Source organism: Gluconobacter sphaericus NBRC 12467 (genome assembly GCF_006539125.1).
GTDB classification, from domain to species: domain Bacteria; phylum Pseudomonadota; class Alphaproteobacteria; order Acetobacterales; family Acetobacteraceae; genus Gluconobacter; species Gluconobacter sphaericus.
This window is the reverse complement of record NZ_BJMK01000012.1, coordinates 21140-36657: the sequence shown is the minus strand read 5'-3', so window position 1 is coordinate 36657 and position 15518 is coordinate 21140. Positions and strand designations below refer to the sequence as shown.

The following is a 15518-nucleotide window of genomic DNA, read 5'->3' as shown; positions in this document are numbered from 1 at the left end:
GGACCATGATGCGTTTTTTTCCAGCTATTCTGCTGGCTGCACTGATTTCAGGACCTGTAGCCGTTGCTCAGGCCGAACCTTCGCAGCCCCCCGTGCGTGTGGTGTGCGTTGAAGCGGCCTGGTGCGATGTGGCGGCGCAGATCGGGGGGGGGGATGTGCAGACACAGGCTCTTCTGGCGACGCCGGGGATTGATCCGCATGATCTGACGCCCTCGCCTTCCATGGCGCGCGCCATGGCGGGAGCGACCATCGCGGTGGTGAATGGCGCGACCTATGACGACTGGGCGCTTCCCTTTACGGCTTCCGTGCCGGAGCGGATCGTGGTGGCGTCTCTGGCGGGGTGGCGGCCCGGCGACAATCCGCATCTCTTTCTCGATCCGGCCGCGGTAGGTAAAGTCGCGCAGGTCTTTGCGGACAGACTGTCGCATCAGCCGGGAATTTCGGCGTCGGACGTGGCGGAGCGGCTGGCGGCATTCCGCAAGCAACTGGACGGAGTGACGGATCGTCTGGCGGCGATGAAGGCCCGTCATGATGCCGTGCCCGTGGCGGCGGTGGAGCCGGTCGGAGAGACGTTGCTTCGGGATGCGGGGCTGGCGGTTGTGGATGAGAATTTTGCGCTTGCGATCATGAACCATGCGGAGCCGTCGCCGCGCGATGTGGCACAGGTTGATATGCTGGTTGACGCGCGGAAGGTGCGGATGCTGATGAGCAATCCGGCCATTCACTCGCCGCAGATCGACCGGCTGGTGGACCGGGCGCAGGCTGTGGGCTTGCCGGTCGTGGCGATTGGGGAGACTTTGCCACCGGGTCAATCCTGGCAGGGCTGGGTTCATGGCATTCTTCAGACGGTGGAGCAGGCGCTGGGTGATGGCCGACAATAAACGGGTCTGCTGTCAGCCGGAGCGCGGGCTGGTCCTGCGGGACGTGACGCTTATGGCGGGCTCGACCTGCGTGCTGCGGGGGGCCTCGCTGACGGTGCCGCTTTCGGGCATGACGCTTCTGTCGGGGCGGAACGGGGCGGGGAAGTCCACGCTGCTGCGGGCCATGCTGGGTTTGATCCCGCTTCAGGCGGGCGAAATTCTCACGCATGGTCTGTCACCGGCGCAGGCCCGGCAGCATATCGGTTACATGCCGCAGAGTGTGACGGATGCGGCATTGCTGCTTCCGGCGGTCAGTCATGTGCGGGTGGCGGTGGACGGCGTGCGCTGGGGGCTGCCGCTGCGTCTGCGGTCTAGGCGGGAAGAGGCGGACCGGCTTCTGGCGCTGACGGGGGCTTCGGCGTTTGCGTATCGCCCGCTGGGGCTGCTGTCCGGTGGGGAGCGGCAGCGGGTCGGGCTGGCACAGGCTTTGGCGGGGAAGCCGGATCTGCTGTTGCTGGATGAGCCGCTGGCGGCGCTTGATCAGGCGGGGCAGGAGCGGACGGTGCGTCTGTTACGGGATCTGACGGAGCGTCTGGGGATCGGGATTGTTCTGACGTCTCATGAAACCGAAGCTCTGTCTGGGGCCGTGACGCGGGTTGTGCAGCTTGCGGACGGGGGGCTGCATGTTCGAGTTTGATTTCATGCGCCATGCCTTTGTGGGCGCGGCGGTTGTGTCGGTTCTGGCAGGGACGGTGGGCTGGTTCCTGATGCTGCGGCGTCAGGCGTTCGCGGCCCATGCGCTGTCGCATATCGGGTTCAGTGGGGCGGCCGGAGCAGTCTGGCTCGGCTTTCCGCCGCTTTCCGGGATGGTGGTGTTCAGTCTGATGGCGGGGTTTGTCATCGGGGCCGAGCGCGAGGGGGAGCGTGGCGTTCCCGCCCAGCGGGACAGCACGATCGGGCTTGTGCTCGCGGCCAGTCTGGGGCTTGGGGCGTGGTTTCTGCATATGAGCAACCGGGGCTCCAGCCTTGCGACCACGCTGCTGTTCGGGGATGTTCTGGGCATCGATATGCCGACGCTGGAGGCGCTGTGCGGGGTGGCCGTGCTGTGTCTGGGGGGGCTGGCGTTTCTGGGGCGTCGGCTGCTGTTTGCCAGTCTGGCGCCGGAAGTGGCGCGTGCGCGTGGTGTTCCTGCGCGGCTGGTGTCGGTGGTGTTCATGGCGGTGTCGGCGTTGGCCTGTGCGGCCTGTGCGGAAGTGGCAGGGGCGCTTCTGGCGTTTAGCCTGATGATTGGGCCTGCCGCGACGGCGTTGAAGCTCGGGCTTGGGCCGCTGGTCGGGATTGCGCTCTCGGTTGGGCTTGCGCTCGCACTGTCATGGGGGGGGCTGATACTGTCCTGGGTGACGGACGCGCCCGTGCCGTTTTGGATCGGGCTTGGGGCAACCCTGTCCTATACGCTGGCCGATCTGTGGATGCGGTTCAGAAGTCCGTGAGGCCGGACAGCTTGAAATGGATCAGCATTATGAATGCGACCAGCATCACATGCATGATGATCAGTGCTTTCGTGCTGATAACCGGAACATCTCGGGTTGTGTCAGGTGTCTGCATGGGTCGCATCCTGATGGTTTTAGGGTGTGGTAGTCAATCCTGATTGTGTTTTAGGCCCGATTTGTGGCGGTTTTCTCCCAAGCCTGAAAAACTATTCGCTTTGTAATATGTTATCTCATTATGGAAAACGATACGAAAACAGTCCGAACCGGACGGGAACATATTGATCCCGCGTCCATCGAGGTTTCTCCTAATGCCAAGCTGATGCTGATTCTGGCGGCTGTGGTTGCTGCGATCTGCGGCGGTTTGTACGGCTATGACACCGGCATCATTTCGGGCACGCTACCCCTGATCGGGGATGATTTCCATCTGAATGCCACCATGAAGGAATGGGTCGCTTCCGCGATCCTTCTGGGGGCGATCTTCGGAGCTTTTGGCGCGGGCAGCTTGTCGGAGAAATTTGGACGGCGGAACACCACCTGTCTGGTCAGTGGCGTGTTCGTGGCGGGGGCAACGGCCTGCTCGCTGGCGCCGGATGTCTGGAGTCTGATTGCGGCACGTTTCGTGTTGGGGCTGGCGGTTGGTGGTTCGACGCAGGTCGTGCCGATGTATATTTCCGAACTGGCACCGCAGGAGCGTCGTGGCACACTGGTCACGATGTTCAATGTGGCCATCGGTCTGGGCATCTTGATTGCCAATATCATCGGCTTCACCGAGCGCGTGAACTGGGGCTGGCGTCCGATGGTCGGGATTGCCGCTATTCCGGCCGCTATAGTGTTCGTCTCCATGTTCTTTATGCCCAAGAGCCCGCGCTGGGTGGCTGAGAACGAGGGCATGAAGAGTGCAATCATCCAGCTCGGCCGGATCCGCACAACCAAGCGGGCTATCCGCCGCGAGGTTCAGACCATCCGTGAGAATGCTGAAGGGATCGAGCCGAAGAACCGTGGCTGGCGCGGTCTGTTTCAGCCCTGGGTCCGCCCGGCGCTTGTGGCGGCGCTCGGCGTTGCGTTCTTCACGCAGTGCGGCGGGTTGGAGATGATGATCTATTACACTCCGACCTTTCTGAATGACGCAGGTTTTGGCACATCGTCGGCGCTTTTGGCGTCGCTGGGTGTGGCGGTGATCTACTGCATCATGACGTTCCTGGGGTGTATGTTCGTGGACAGGATCGGCCGTCGTCGCCTGATGCTCATTATGGGACCGGGGGCTGCGCTGTCGCTGGTCGGGCTTGGGGTGATGTTCCTGAGCCATCCGGCTCCGGGTAGCGTCGGCGCCTATATGATCGTCGTGTTCCTGCTGTTGTTCATGATGTTCAATTCTGGCGGGATCCAGGTCTGTGGCTGGTTGCTGGGGGCTGAGATGTTCCCGCTCTCCATGCGTGGTCAGGCAACGTCTCTTCATGCCGCGACGCTATGGGGGGCCGATCTGCTGGTGACCAGCACCGCGTTGAGCATGGCCGAAGCCATTGGGCTGAGCTGGACGATGTGGTTCTATGCGTTCGTCAATCTGGCATCCGTGATCTTTGTCTTTTTCTTTGTGCCGGAAACGGCTGGTGCGTCTCTTGAGGACATTGAAGACGCGCTTCTTGAGAATCGCTTTCGCCCAACACCGGGGCATACCCGGATTGTGCAGAGCGAGGACGGGGACGCCGAAGCCGCTGCATGATACACTTTCCCCTTCACGCAGAAGGGGCGCTGACCATGATGGATGTTATCGCACAGAGGGTTGCCGCCGCACGATGTGGCAGCAACCCTTCTGTTATCGGGCGTATGAAATCAGGCTGGCTGGTGATCGGGCAGACGCAGCCTCTGCCGGGGTATTGCCAGCTTTTGGCCGATCCGGTCGTGCCCACGATCAATGATCTCAAGGGTGATGCGCGGGCGCAGTATCTGGCCGATATGGCCGCGGTCGGGGATGCGTTACTGACTGTCACCGATGCGGTGCGGATCAATTATGAGACCTGGTGCAATCTGGCGCCGTCCCTGCACACACATATTGTCCCGCGCTATGCCTCAGAAGACCCGGAGAAAGCTACGTGTCCGGCGGGAACGGTTTATGATTACGACGCAGCCAGGCCGTTCAGTCTGGAGCAGGACGGACCATTCATGAAGGCCATGCGGCGTTATTTGAATCTTTAAATCATAGGGTAGTCATTTTTCTTCTCGGCATTACATTCTATGGTTCGGGTTTCTGGAGATGCAGGGCAGCTTACTGGCATGAAAACAGCAATTATTCTGATTGTTCGGAACGAAGTGCAGGACATTGTGTGGTGGCTTGCTCATCATCTCGGTGTCGGAATCTCCACTCTTATTATTTATGACGCTGGTTCGACCGATGGAACGTGGAGCCTGCTGCAGGCTGCCAGGCGGACATCCGACATCCGGCCTCATCGTCTTGATGATGCGGCGCATGAAACGTGGGGGGGCCTTCGCAGGAGAGCTGTTGCCGATGTTCGGGAGCGTTATGGCCGGGAGTTTGACTGGCTGGGTGTTTTCGGGATTGAGGACTATCTGACGCTGGCGGAGGAGCATACGCTTCAAAGCCTGTTCCCGAAGGAAGAAGACTATCGGAGTGTTCTGTTTAGCCACCGTTTGTATGGCGGCAACGGTTATATTGGTCTGCCGAGATGTTCGCCTGTTCATGCCTATATCCGCCATGCTCCGGACGAGTTTCCACATCATGGAGAGGGTATTCTGTTCGTCCGTTCCGTAGTGATGGATCATGCTTCTATTGAGCAGTCGGACTGGGGACTGGACGGGAAAGACACTCTTCGCCCGTCAGGTCAGACCCTGGAGGATCATGAAGAGCGGGAGTGGACGCATGGCTGGGTGCGTCGATATGCCGTCAGAAGTATGGCACATCAGGTTCGGAGACTTGCCTTTGATCGTGCGCTCGACAGGCAGCAGCCTGACCTGCATGCTCTGGACCGCAATGATGTCGAAGGCACGGGGTCTCCGCTTTTTGCAAAAACGGAAAGCCTTGCTGTCGCAATTTATGGCGACGTTTGGGCCGATATTATACGCAGGAAGAAATTCGAACAGATCCTGCAAATGCCGGACAGGGATTCTGAAGCCTTCTCTCCGTCATCAGGAGCCAGATTTTTCAGGATACAGGGCCTGAATGGGGAGTTCCTGTGCTGTGACCAGCGGGGGGGCCATCTGGTCGGTCTTCATGAAGGATACATCGAAAAAAGCGGCCATCATGTCCTGATGCTGGGTTGTGTCTGGGAAGAATTTCCGGGCTGGATCGTGCTGTTTCGCGAGGACGGTCAGATCTGCAGCAACACGATCAGTCATGCCGGGCTTGCTCCCGTTCCGGTTCCGGTTGCAGCGTTTGAGACAGTAAATGTGGAGAACGGAGCGGTTGTTGCGATACGTTTGCCGGCTACGGGCCGTTTTCTGACGCTTATTGCGGGAACCGGGGAAGTTTGCGTGAACAGGGTAGAAGCTCTCGGATGGGAACATTTCCATCTTGTCCCTGTTGAGGCTCCTTTATCCGGACACGGACCAGAGCTTACGGAAGCATTGGGTTGCGTGCCGGTTCTGCTGGATGGGAAACTGCGGGCAGAAAATCTGGCGGCGGTCCTTGAAAGGATGGATGTCTCGCAGTCTTTTCTGTTGCCCCTCATGTTCTCCATGCTACCGGAGCGGGAGCAGGTACGGTTCAACGTGGACTATTCCGGTCTGTTCCCCTCCTGGCTCAGCACACTGGTGTTCTGAGCAGAGCGCTTCTCAGGCGCTCACCTGTTGTTCGGGGACCGGGTGATTTCGTTCGAGATACCGATAGACCTGCTTCAGGCGGAGTGCCAGCCGCTGATAGACGATGCGGGTAAAATGGGTGGAAGTGGTCTGTTCATCGGGATTTTCGACGAAATCGTCGATCGGGATAACGGAGACGTTTGGGAAATTCTTCTGCTCGGTTTTGGTCCACCGGTTCATGGATTGGTGCCTTTCCAGAATTTCGGAAGGCATGCTGGCCGGGTTCTCACTGCTTAGCAGGAGAATGACCTGAGTGTCAGCCGGAATAGCAGTCAGGATTTCCCTTAGATTCTTTCTGAAAAGTGGTTCATCAGAGGGTCCCTGATACACCATGTTCGCCCTGAAATACCGGAAAGCCTGAATACCTTCTTCAGGCACGCCGCGGTTTCGTAGATCAGCTTCATAGAATGTGGTCAGGTCATTATAGCCGAGATTGGAAGGCGTGTAGGTCAGGACCGTTTGACCGTCATGCTGGGCGTAGGTCCGGTAATACAGGTCTCCCCAAAAGCTGAAGATAATCAGACTGTAATGGGGAGATGCATAATCCAGAGAAAGGTCTTCATCAGTATAGCCGCAGTTCAGTAGGCACTCCCGCTGAGCGGCTGGTACGGGTCTTGCCGACTGTGCAACGATGGTTGAATGGTGCGCGTCGCAGTTCACCGCCGTGACGGATGGTGTTGGCGAACAGGCGGAAACGCTCGGTAACGGGCTGCAGATAATGCGCCACGGCTTCTAGATCGCAGCCGCCGCAAAGCAGGATACCGCCACGCCCGGCACTTTCGCGCGTCGCGGTATCCTTTTCCTCGTTGTAAAATGAGATCCAGTCTGCCGGATTGCTTTCGTCAAAGAGATCCGAAATGACTTCTCCTTTGATATGAATTTCAGGACGGCCAAGCTGGCGGTAAAGCCAGAGTTCCACGAACATGCCCAGTGTACGGCATGAGAAGCAGTATTGTTCGAGCTTGTTGTAACCCGCACCCCGGACGTGAACAAAAAAGCCGACATAGCCGTAATCTCCAAACCGGTCCCGCACATGCACCAAGGCTGTGTGAACATTGTAGGAGCGGATCATGTCCCGCACCTGCTGGCGCGCGGTTTCTATGTCGTCGGAAACACGGTTCTTGGTGTAGTTGAGCTGGTTTGTCCGGTTCAGGAGTTCGACGGCACGGTCGATATTGCCTTCGACGTCGTAATTGAGTTCGACCGTGATGTCGCTTTCCCGCAAGAAATCGAATGCGTTTCCGCCAATGGTCTGTTTGGCTGCATTTTTGACTTCAAGGATTTTGTAGTCCGCCAGACGCTTCATGTCTGGGTCGGGCTTGCCTTTGAAAAGAGGGTTTTCTAACAACCCAGGGAGAATGCTTTCGTCCGCGACCTGAAGGTCGGGGACCATGAATTTTGCTTCTTCAAGATTCATGGGATTGTCATCAACAAACAGGATCGTAGGCGCTCGAAGCTGTGCCTGTTCGACGATTTCGCGGATTCTTGGGCCTTTTGTATCCCAGTTTATACTGGGGAAGACGAAATATTCCCAAATTCCTAGCCGTTCGAGGACATCTTTGGCTGCGTTGAAATCGTTTTTCGAGCAGATGGAACTGACGATGCCGCGCCGGGCAAGTTCCTTGACGACCTCACCGAAATGCTGGTCCTCATCAATGCCACCTTCAGTCAGTGTCCCTTTCCAGAACGTTTCGTCGAGATCCCAGATGATGAGTCTTACGGCTTCGGTCATGGAAAGGTACTTCCTATAAGAACGATTGTATTTGGAGGATAAGCATAGTCAGCGGTATTTGCCAGATCGAATGGGAACAGTACTGTCCCGGACCCGTTTGACAGTCTGTGATCGGGGATGGGTCGGGAAAAGATACCATAGTCTGAAAATCAGACTTTCTACAGATCGCTGACGTTTGAGACTTCTGTAGCGGCACAGGACAGACAAACGCTGTACGAAAGTCCGGGCTGCTGCGAGGTCTTCAAGGAGTTTCCGGTTTTCCGGTGCAATTGTTTTTTGGCCTTCTCGCAGGCAGGCGACATTGGAATTGAAGATCGTCATGAAGACCTTCGGTCCGCGGCGGCAGGCGGCCCAGGCGCGTCTGATGAAAGAACCGGTTGCACCAACGGTGTTGTGGGCGTGTTGCCGGTAGTAGCTGACGCAGCGGTTGTCGAAAATGACCTCTCCGCCGGCCGCGGACGTTAGAAGATAGGCCCACCAGTCATGCAGGACTGAAGGCGGGGGCGGCGTGTTTCGCATCAGGCTGTGGGCTGCGGCGTTCAGCAGGATGGTGTGGCCGGTTGCGATGTTCTGTGTCAGGGAAGCATGGAAATCGGGTCTGCGGCTCAGGGGGGCGGACTCCTGGAAAATGACGAGATCCGCGTCTGTCAGATACTGCCGGGCGCAATACAGGGTCGGCTTTTCGGCCGGGCGACGGCTGACGGCATCGAGGGCCCATTCCAGCTTTTTCGGTTCCCAGATGTCGTCCTGATCGGCGAAGGCGACATAGGGCGTGGTGGGGATGGCGTCGAGCAAATGCGCGTAAGATCCTGCGACGCCCAGGCGGCCGTGACGGGTCGTGATTTCGACGCATCGGCCCTGTCCGGGACCTTCGGCAAAGGCTCGCATCCGTTCGTGTGAAAGATCGGCCGAGGCGTCATCGCGCCAGTAGAGCGTCCAGTCAGGATAGGTCTGGGCCAGGATGCTGGTAAGCTGGGCGTCCAGATAGGTTTCGCCATTGTAGAGCGACAGGAGAATGGCAATCTGAGGGGAAGATTTGGCCCTTTTCTGTGTCATGTTTCGGCACCTGGGCATGAGGCCGAAAGAAAGAAAAAGGGAATCATTCGGACGCAACGGCATAGAATGTGATGGTCGGTTGCCCTCCCGTAGGGAGAGGGCAACAGGCGGTCAGGCTTCAGGAGAAAACAGCTTGTGGACGATATGCGTCACGCTGTGGCGCCAGTCCGGCATTTTTACGCCGAAGACCCGATGGAGCTTCGAATTGTCCATTCGGGAGTCCTGCGGACGTTTAGCCGGAGTGGGCCAGTCTTCTGTGCGGATAGCGTTGACCTGCGGCATGGTTTGGCCATGCTTTGCGGCCTCTTCTAGCGCGGCGACGGCCAGGCCGTGCCATGTGGTTTCGCCGGTTCCACTGGCGTGGAAAATACCGCGATATTCTGGTTTCCAGCCATCGCGCTCAATCAAGGCGATAATGGCGAGGATGGCTTCGGCCAGATCGTCAGAACTGGTCGGGTTGCCTTTCTGGTCACCGACGACCTTGAGCACCGGGTTTTTGGCGCCCGCATTGATCATTGTGCGCACGAAGTTTTTGCCGTGGGCCGAATAGACCCAGGACGTACGCAGGATGATGCTTTTGATGTTGGAGGTCAGGACGGCCTGCTCACCTTCGGCCTTGGTGTTGCCATAGACCGTCTCGGGAGAGGTGGCGTCCTCTTCGGTGTAGGGCGTACCTTTGTTGCCGGAGAAAACATAGTCCGTCGAAACGTGGATGAATGGGATATCTGCCTTCGCACAGGCTGCGGCAAGTGCGGTCGGGCCGGTGTTGTTGGCGCGGTCGGCGCCGTTCTTTTCCGTTTCGGCCAGATCGACAGCTGTCCAGGCGGCTGCATTCACGACAATTGACGGTTTGTACTTCTCAACCGTGGCGGCAATGGTTTCCGGGTGGTCGAAGTCGAATTCCGGACGGCCAACGCGGATGATGCGCTCGTCGCCGAGGTTCTGAAGGGACGTCGCAAGTTGGCCGTTGCCGCCCGTGACGAGAATGGGACCTGTGCTGGACATCGTCATGCTCACTTTTCGTACGGGAACCAGCCCTTGGCTTCTGCAAAATACGGTGCGACCTTGTCCTTGTCGGACAGGATGGCGTTAGCTTCGGAAACGGGCCAGTCGATCTTCAGTTCCGGGCAGTTCCAGATGACGGCGCGTTCGGAGACCTTGCTGTAGAGCGATGTGCATTTGTACTGCACTTCGGTATTCTCTTCGAGCGTGACAAAGCCGTGCAGGAAGCCGGGCGGAATCCAGAGTTGGGACCAGTTTTCGGCGGAGAGTTCGGCAGCGCACCACTTGCCATAGGTCGGGGAGCCCGTGCGGGCGTCGACGGCTACGTCCCAAATGGCGCCGCGTGTGACGCGGACAAGCTTGCCTTGCTCGTAAGGTGCAAGCTGGCAGTGGAGGCCGCGGACAACACCTTTCTGGCGGGACAGGCTCTGGTTGTCTTGGACGAAAGGCAGATCGATGCCGGCTTCGCCCATGCGTTCCACGTTATAAGTTTCGGAGAAGAAGCCGCGATTGTCACCAAAACGGGGAGGCGTGACGAGAATGACCTCGGGAATGGAAAGACGTTCGACTTTCATGCTCTGAAATTCCTGTCGTGAAAATTGGATCGTGAAAATTTCTCATGGAAAAAACGGTTCCGGCTTCAAAAGGATACAGAAAACCGGAGCCGTTTGCGCAAATCAGCTATCGGCCAGTTCCAGAAGAAGGCGACCGAGTTCGGTCTTGCCCATTTTCTTTGCATGTTCGCGAAGCTGCTTGGCGTTGATGAACTTGTTGCGGAAGGCGACCTCGGCGGGAGAACCGACCAGCATGCCTTGACGAGACTGGATGGTCTGCACGAAGGTTCCCGCCTGCATCAGGCTGTCGGGCATGCCTGCATCGAGCCAGGCGCAGCCGCGACCCAGACGATCCACCTGAAGGGTGCCTTCTTCGAGATACATGCGGTTAAGATCAGTGATTTCCAGCTCGCCACGGGGGCTGGGCTTCACTTTCTTGGCGAAGTCCACGACGCGGTGATCGTAGAAATACAACCCTGTGATGGCCCAGTTGGAGTCCGGATGGGTCGGTTTTTCCTCGACCTTGAGAGCGAGGCCGCTTTCGTCGAACGAGACAACGCCGTAACGCTCCGGATCGCGGACCTGATAGGCGAAGACGGTCGCACCTTCGGGGCGGTTGGAGGCTGCGCGCAGCAAGACGCCAAGATGTTCGGAGAAAATCAGGTTGTCGCCCAGCGCCAGTGCGCATGGCGCGCCCTGGATCCAATTTTCTGCGATCAGGAAGGCCTGCGCCAGACCGTCCGGAGAGGGCTGGACGCGATATTCGAAGGTGACGCCGAACTGTGAGCCGTCGCCCAGAAGGCGCTGGAACTGGGGCATGTCATGGGGCGTTGTGATGATCATGATATCCCGGATTCCCGCCAGCATTAGCGTGGAAAGGGGATAGTAGATCATCGGCTTGTCATAGACGGGCAAGAGTTGCTTGGAGGCAGCCATCGTCATCGGATACAGGCGTGTGCCCGAACCGCCGGCGAGGATGATGCCCTTCATGGGCTTGGTCTCGATGGTGCTCACGTGTTTGCTCCCAGTCTCTGGCCTGTATAGCGCTTGGAGCGGATACCTTCCCACCAGGCGCGGTTGTCGAGATACCACTGAACCGTCTTGCGGATGCCGCTTTCGAAATCATGCGTCGCTTTCCAGTCGAGTTCTTTTTCGGCGTGGGAAGGATCGATCTCGTAGCGGAAATCATGGCCGGGGCGGTCGGTTACGAAGCGGATCAGGCGCTCGTGCGGGCCGGCCGGGTCTGGCTGAAGCTCGTCGAGGACGGCGCAGATCTTCTTGACGACTTCAAGGTTGGTGCGAGGCTGGCGGGCGCCGATGGCATAGGTCTCGCCCGGCTTGCCGATTTCTACGGCCTTGACCAGGGCTTCGGCATGGTCTTCGACGAACAGCCAGTCGCGGACATTCTCGCCCTTGCCGTAAACCGGAAGCTCGCGGCCTTCGATGGCGTTGATCGTGACTAGTGGGATCAGCTTCTCGGGGAAGTGCCAGATACCGTAATTGTTGGTGGTGTTCGTTACGAAGGTCGGCAGGCCGTAGGTGTGGAACCAGGCGCGGACTAGATGGTCGGACGAGGCTTTGGAGGCTGAATACGGGCTGCGAGGATCGTAGGGGGTGGTTTCCGTGAATGGCGGGTCATTCGGCTCTAGATGACCGAAGACCTCGTCCGTGGAAATGTGATGGAAGCGGAAGGATTTTTTTTCGGCATCCCCCAGCGTATTCCAGTATTTCCGGGCGGCTTCGAGCAGGGAATACGTACCGACGACGTTTGTCTGGATGAAGACACCGGGGCCATCAATCGAGCGGTCCACATGGCTTTCCGCTGCGAGATGCATGACGGCGTCCGGGCGGTATTCCTCGAACAGGCGCTGCATTTCCACGCCGTTCACAATGTTCGCGCGGGCATGGGAATACCGGGGATCGTCTGCGACTTCGCTGACCGTGTCTTCCGACGCTGCATAAGTCATGCAGTCAACGTTCAGAACCGAATGTTCAGTGTGTCGGATCAGATGGCGTACAACGGCCGATCCGATGAAACCACAGCCGCCTGTCAGCAGAATCCGCATTTGAACCTCATGATATTTGATCAGGGTCTGAACCCCGACAGAATGACTTTGACCTTACAGCGTTATTGAAACAGCGCAAATAACGCCGGTACGTTTCTTTACACGCCGAACAGGTGACATTGGGAAATGCTTTCACCTCTCGCACTGTCGGGATTGATGGGCTAATCCCACAGTCGTGCGGAGGCAGGAGAGGCAGGTATGCTGGCTGATACTTTGACACGCTCCCTGACGGATGTTCTGGAGCGGCCCGATCTTCGGGTGATTGCGGACGGGCTGGTTCCGATCCTGGATGTGTCACTGTTCCTGCCTTTCAGGATCGAGGGAGCGCTCGAACCGGGGCAGCCTTTCAGCCTTCAGACGGCCACGCTCAAGCTCGGCGAGCCATGTCTTGAAGCGCCTCGTCTGGCACCGACTTTCCTGCGGCATGCCATCGAGCTGATGCGCCTGTTGGAGCCGGGCGCCAATCCGTATCTGGCCAGCTTTGCCGCAGCCCGTGTGGCGGCGTTATTCCATGCGCTCGATACGGGTCATGTTGCGCCGCTTCCGGCCTGGCTTGCGGTTTTCAGCGATAATGTGCCGGATGTACCGGCTCTTATGCAGAGCTGGGAGACACTGAGTGCGTTCCTGCCTGATTTGCCATCTTTTACACAGCATGAGGCACAGCGGTTGGAGGGGGTTCTGACCCGTCTGTGGCCTGTTCTTGCGCCTGCCGAGAGTCTGATGAGCAGTGGAGGAGACTCCCGTCTGGCTGTTGATCCGCATACAGGGCTGAACCGGTATTCGAGCTCCCATCGTCCACGCCCCTGGGCGATCACTTTTGGGTCATCAACTGCGTCTTCGTTGTCCGAGCGTGGTTTCGGGGGAGCGGAAGCTGCCCGGCGCGGCATGATGAGTGCGCTTTTGGCCAAGCAGGATCCGGATCTGGTGCAGGAAGGTGTCGTGCGCCGGGCGCGCGAAGCCATTGGCGCACATTTCGGTCTGCCCGAAGATGCCGTCCTGCTCTCGGCCTCCGGGACGGATTGTGAATTGGCGGTTCTGGCGCTTGTTGCAGCCGGGACGGAGCGACCAGTGACGTCCATTCTTCTGGCGCCCGATGAGACGGGAAGCGGGGTTCCGCTTGCGGCCTGCGGGCGACATTTCGCGACGGACAGTGCCTGTGCCACACTTGTGGGCAAGGGCGAGGTGATTGAAGGGTTTTCGCCCGAGACACGGCTGATTGGTGTTGATATCCGCGCGGCTGACGGGACGGCGCGACCCGTGGCTGAAATCAACGCGCAATGTGCAGACCTTGTGCGGCGGGAAGTGGCCGAGGGGCGGCATGTTCTGCTGCACCGGCTGGACCAGTCAAAGACCGGGCTTGCGGCTCCGGACATGGATCTTGTCTGGGAGTTGTGTACCGAGTTGGGCGATCAGCTCAGCGTTGTTGTTGATGTCTGTCAGGCGCGTCTGAGCCCGTTGCGTGTGGCCGAATGGGTGGGGCGAGGGATCATTGTCATGATTACCGGCTCCAAGTTCTTTACTGGCCCACCTTTCTGCGGGGCTATTCTTCTTCCTTCTGCAATTCGCAGTCGTCTGCCCTCCCTACTGCTTCCTAAAGGGTTGCGGGCCTACGGCAATCGCGATGAGTGGCCTGAAGGTGCAGATGCTTCGGCTCTTAATAATGGTCACAATATAGGGCTGGCGCTGCGCTGGTATGCTGCTTTGGCGGAAATGGATGCTCTGTTTGCTTTGCCCGATCCTGTCATTCGTGGACGTCTGGCCCGGTTCATGACAGAGGCTGTGGCCATGGTTAAAGCCCGTCCAGCGCTGACCATGCTGCCGATGGGCACACCTTTTGATGACGGCCGCTGGGATGCGGTACCGACCATCCTGTCCTTTCTGGTTGAAGATCCGCATGCGCCCGGTCGGCCGCTGGCGCTGGAAGATGCGCGGCGGCTGCATCGCTGGCTGAATGCGGATCTGTCGCCCTGGGTAATGGAAGGGGAGGGTAGTCTGCTCTGCGTGCTGGGGCAGCCAGTGCCGGTGCCTCATCCGCTGGTGGACGGGCCTGCCGGAGCGCTGCGTCTGTGTGCGGGGGCACGGCTTGTGTCGGGTGAGCCGTCGCATGAGGGGCTGGACGAGGAGCGCCGGTTGCAGCGCGAATGCATGGATGCTCGCCGGGTGCTCGGAAAACTGGAACTGATCCTGAAGCACTGGGATGTTCTGCTGGACGCGGACCCTGTCCCTCGTTACGCCCCACTGTCATGAGCCAGACAGATAAAGCGGTCCCGCACGGGCATTTTCTCGATACGCCGGAACTGCCGAAGGGCGTTACCCGGTTCTGGATGATTCGCCACGCGGTCGTGGAAGCCAGTGCGCGCAAGACGATGTATGGGGCGCTCGATGTACCGCTCTGCCGCGAAGCGATGGCGAGCCAGCAGGGCGGTTATGCCACGCTGGCGCGACGTCTGCCGAAGGATGCACTGTGGTACAGTTCGCCGTTGCAGCGGGCGCAGGATACCGCCGTCGAAATCCGTAAGGCGGGGGCGTTTTCGCGGGATGTGACGATTGATGGCCGCTTTATCGAACAGTCGATCGGAGAGTGGCACGGCACGCCACATTCGGAGTTCATGTCCCTGCTTCGTCTGCCGCCCAATCCGTTCTGGTCCATTTCTGCCTGTGAGCTTCCGCCGGGCGGTGAGAGCATGCTGGATGTTGGTGCACGTGTGGGGCACGGTCTTGAGGATCTGGCGAATGCGCATGAAGGGCAGGATATGGTTGTCGTCAGCCATGGCGGCGCCATACGAGCGGCCCTGGCGCATGCGCTGAGTGTTCATCCCGATACGGCGCTGCGCTTTTCGATCCAAAACCTGTCCATCACCATTTTGGAGCGTATCGACCGTCTGTGGCGCGTCGTGACGGTCAATGAACTGCCTGATTTCCGGGGTTGATATTCTACCGAGGAG

The 15518-nt window shown here is 58.8% G+C and carries 16 protein-coding genes; 8 read left to right on the top strand and 8 right to left on the bottom strand.

All coding sequences use genetic code 11. The features are described 5' to 3' along the window. Positions 1–5: 5 nt before the first annotated feature. The 3 genes from GSP01_RS09065 to GSP01_RS09055 are packed head-to-tail and all read left to right on the top strand — an operon-like array spanning position 6 to position 2350. Positions 6–881 carry a metal ABC transporter solute-binding protein, Zn/Mn family gene (locus tag GSP01_RS09065; RefSeq protein ID WP_141352850.1) on the top strand — a complete coding sequence of 292 codons (876 nt, stop codon included), beginning with the start codon at positions 6–8 and terminating at the stop codon, positions 879–881. Next, positions 868–1557, top strand: coding sequence for an ATP-binding cassette domain-containing protein (locus tag GSP01_RS09060; RefSeq protein WP_141352848.1), 690 nt, complete (start codon positions 868–870; stop codon positions 1555–1557). Before GSP01_RS09065 ends, GSP01_RS09060 begins: the two co-directional genes overlap by 14 nt. Beyond that, positions 1544–2350 (top strand): metal ABC transporter permease, encoded by an 807-nt coding sequence (locus tag GSP01_RS09055; RefSeq protein WP_141352846.1) that lies wholly within the window; start codon positions 1544–1546, stop codon positions 2348–2350. The genes GSP01_RS09060 and GSP01_RS09055 overlap by 14 nt, the downstream gene beginning before the upstream one ends. On the opposite strand, the gene GSP01_RS15195 is transcribed toward GSP01_RS09055, so the two are convergent. Next, on the bottom strand, positions 2337–2465 hold the full coding sequence (locus GSP01_RS15195; protein WP_255320887.1) for a hypothetical protein: 129 nt from the start codon (positions 2463–2465) through the stop codon (positions 2337–2339). The genes GSP01_RS09055 and GSP01_RS15195 overlap by 14 nt on opposite strands. A gap of 120 nt (positions 2466–2585) precedes the next feature. On the opposite strand from GSP01_RS15195, the gene GSP01_RS09050 reads away from it, so the two are divergent. The 3 genes from GSP01_RS09050 to GSP01_RS09040 all read left to right on the top strand — a co-directional run bounded on the left by GSP01_RS09050 (position 2586) and on the right by GSP01_RS09040 (position 6124). After that, on the top strand, positions 2586–4070 hold the full coding sequence (locus tag GSP01_RS09050; RefSeq protein WP_167495512.1) for a sugar porter family MFS transporter: 1485 nt from the start codon (positions 2586–2588) through the stop codon (positions 4068–4070). Positions 4071–4108: 38 nt separating this feature from the next. Next, positions 4109–4543 (top strand): HIT family protein, encoded by a 435-nt coding sequence (locus GSP01_RS09045; RefSeq protein WP_167495514.1) that lies wholly within the window; start codon positions 4109–4111, stop codon positions 4541–4543. A gap of 78 nt (positions 4544–4621) precedes the next feature. Next, on the top strand, positions 4622–6124 hold the full coding sequence (locus GSP01_RS09040) for a glycosyltransferase family 2 protein (protein WP_167495511.1): 1503 nt from the start codon (positions 4622–4624) through the stop codon (positions 6122–6124). Positions 6125–6136: 12 nt separating this feature from the next. Here GSP01_RS09040 and GSP01_RS09035 read toward each other — a convergent pair whose 3' ends face one another. The 7 genes from GSP01_RS09035 to rfbB form a co-directional block, all read right to left on the bottom strand. Beyond that, positions 6137–6343 (bottom strand): hypothetical protein, encoded by a 207-nt coding sequence (locus tag GSP01_RS09035; RefSeq protein ID WP_141352842.1) that lies wholly within the window; start codon positions 6341–6343, stop codon positions 6137–6139. A gap of 382 nt (positions 6344–6725) precedes the next feature. Further along, complete coding sequence (locus GSP01_RS09030) at positions 6726–7895, bottom strand: HAD-IIIC family phosphatase (RefSeq protein WP_141352840.1); 1170 nt, start codon at positions 7893–7895, stop codon at positions 6726–6728. Between the two features lie 48 nt (positions 7896–7943). Further along, the gene (locus GSP01_RS09025) at positions 7944–8951 is read right to left on the bottom strand and encodes a glycosyltransferase (RefSeq protein ID WP_141352838.1); all 1008 of its coding nucleotides are present in this window, start codon (positions 8949–8951) and stop codon (positions 7944–7946) included. Between the two features lie 111 nt (positions 8952–9062). Further along, positions 9063–9968 carry a dTDP-4-dehydrorhamnose reductase gene (rfbD, locus tag GSP01_RS09020; RefSeq protein WP_174787579.1) on the bottom strand — a complete coding sequence of 302 codons (906 nt, stop codon included), beginning with the start codon at positions 9966–9968 and terminating at the stop codon, positions 9063–9065. Then, the gene (rfbC, locus tag GSP01_RS09015) at positions 9965–10528 is read right to left on the bottom strand and encodes a dTDP-4-dehydrorhamnose 3,5-epimerase (protein ID WP_141352834.1); all 564 of its coding nucleotides are present in this window, start codon (positions 10526–10528) and stop codon (positions 9965–9967) included. Before rfbC ends, rfbD begins: the two co-directional genes overlap by 4 nt. Positions 10529–10630: 102 nt before the next feature. Continuing rightward, the gene (rfbA, locus tag GSP01_RS09010) at positions 10631–11497 is read right to left on the bottom strand and encodes a glucose-1-phosphate thymidylyltransferase RfbA (RefSeq protein ID WP_167495513.1); all 867 of its coding nucleotides are present in this window, start codon (positions 11495–11497) and stop codon (positions 10631–10633) included. Positions 11498–11517: 20 nt separating this feature from the next. Further along, positions 11518–12573: a dTDP-glucose 4,6-dehydratase gene (rfbB, locus tag GSP01_RS09005; RefSeq protein ID WP_141352831.1), complete on the bottom strand. Its 1056-nt coding sequence runs from the start codon at positions 12571–12573 to the stop codon at positions 11518–11520. A 198-nt stretch (positions 12574–12771) separates the two neighbouring features. On the opposite strand from rfbB, the gene GSP01_RS09000 reads away from it, so the two are divergent. Beyond that, positions 12772–14820: a hypothetical protein gene (locus tag GSP01_RS09000; protein ID WP_141352829.1), complete on the top strand. Its 2049-nt coding sequence runs from the start codon at positions 12772–12774 to the stop codon at positions 14818–14820. Beyond that, complete coding sequence (locus GSP01_RS08995; RefSeq protein WP_141352827.1) at positions 14817–15503, top strand: histidine phosphatase family protein; 687 nt, start codon at positions 14817–14819, stop codon at positions 15501–15503. Before GSP01_RS09000 ends, GSP01_RS08995 begins: the two co-directional genes overlap by 4 nt. Positions 15504–15518 lie beyond the last annotated feature (15 nt).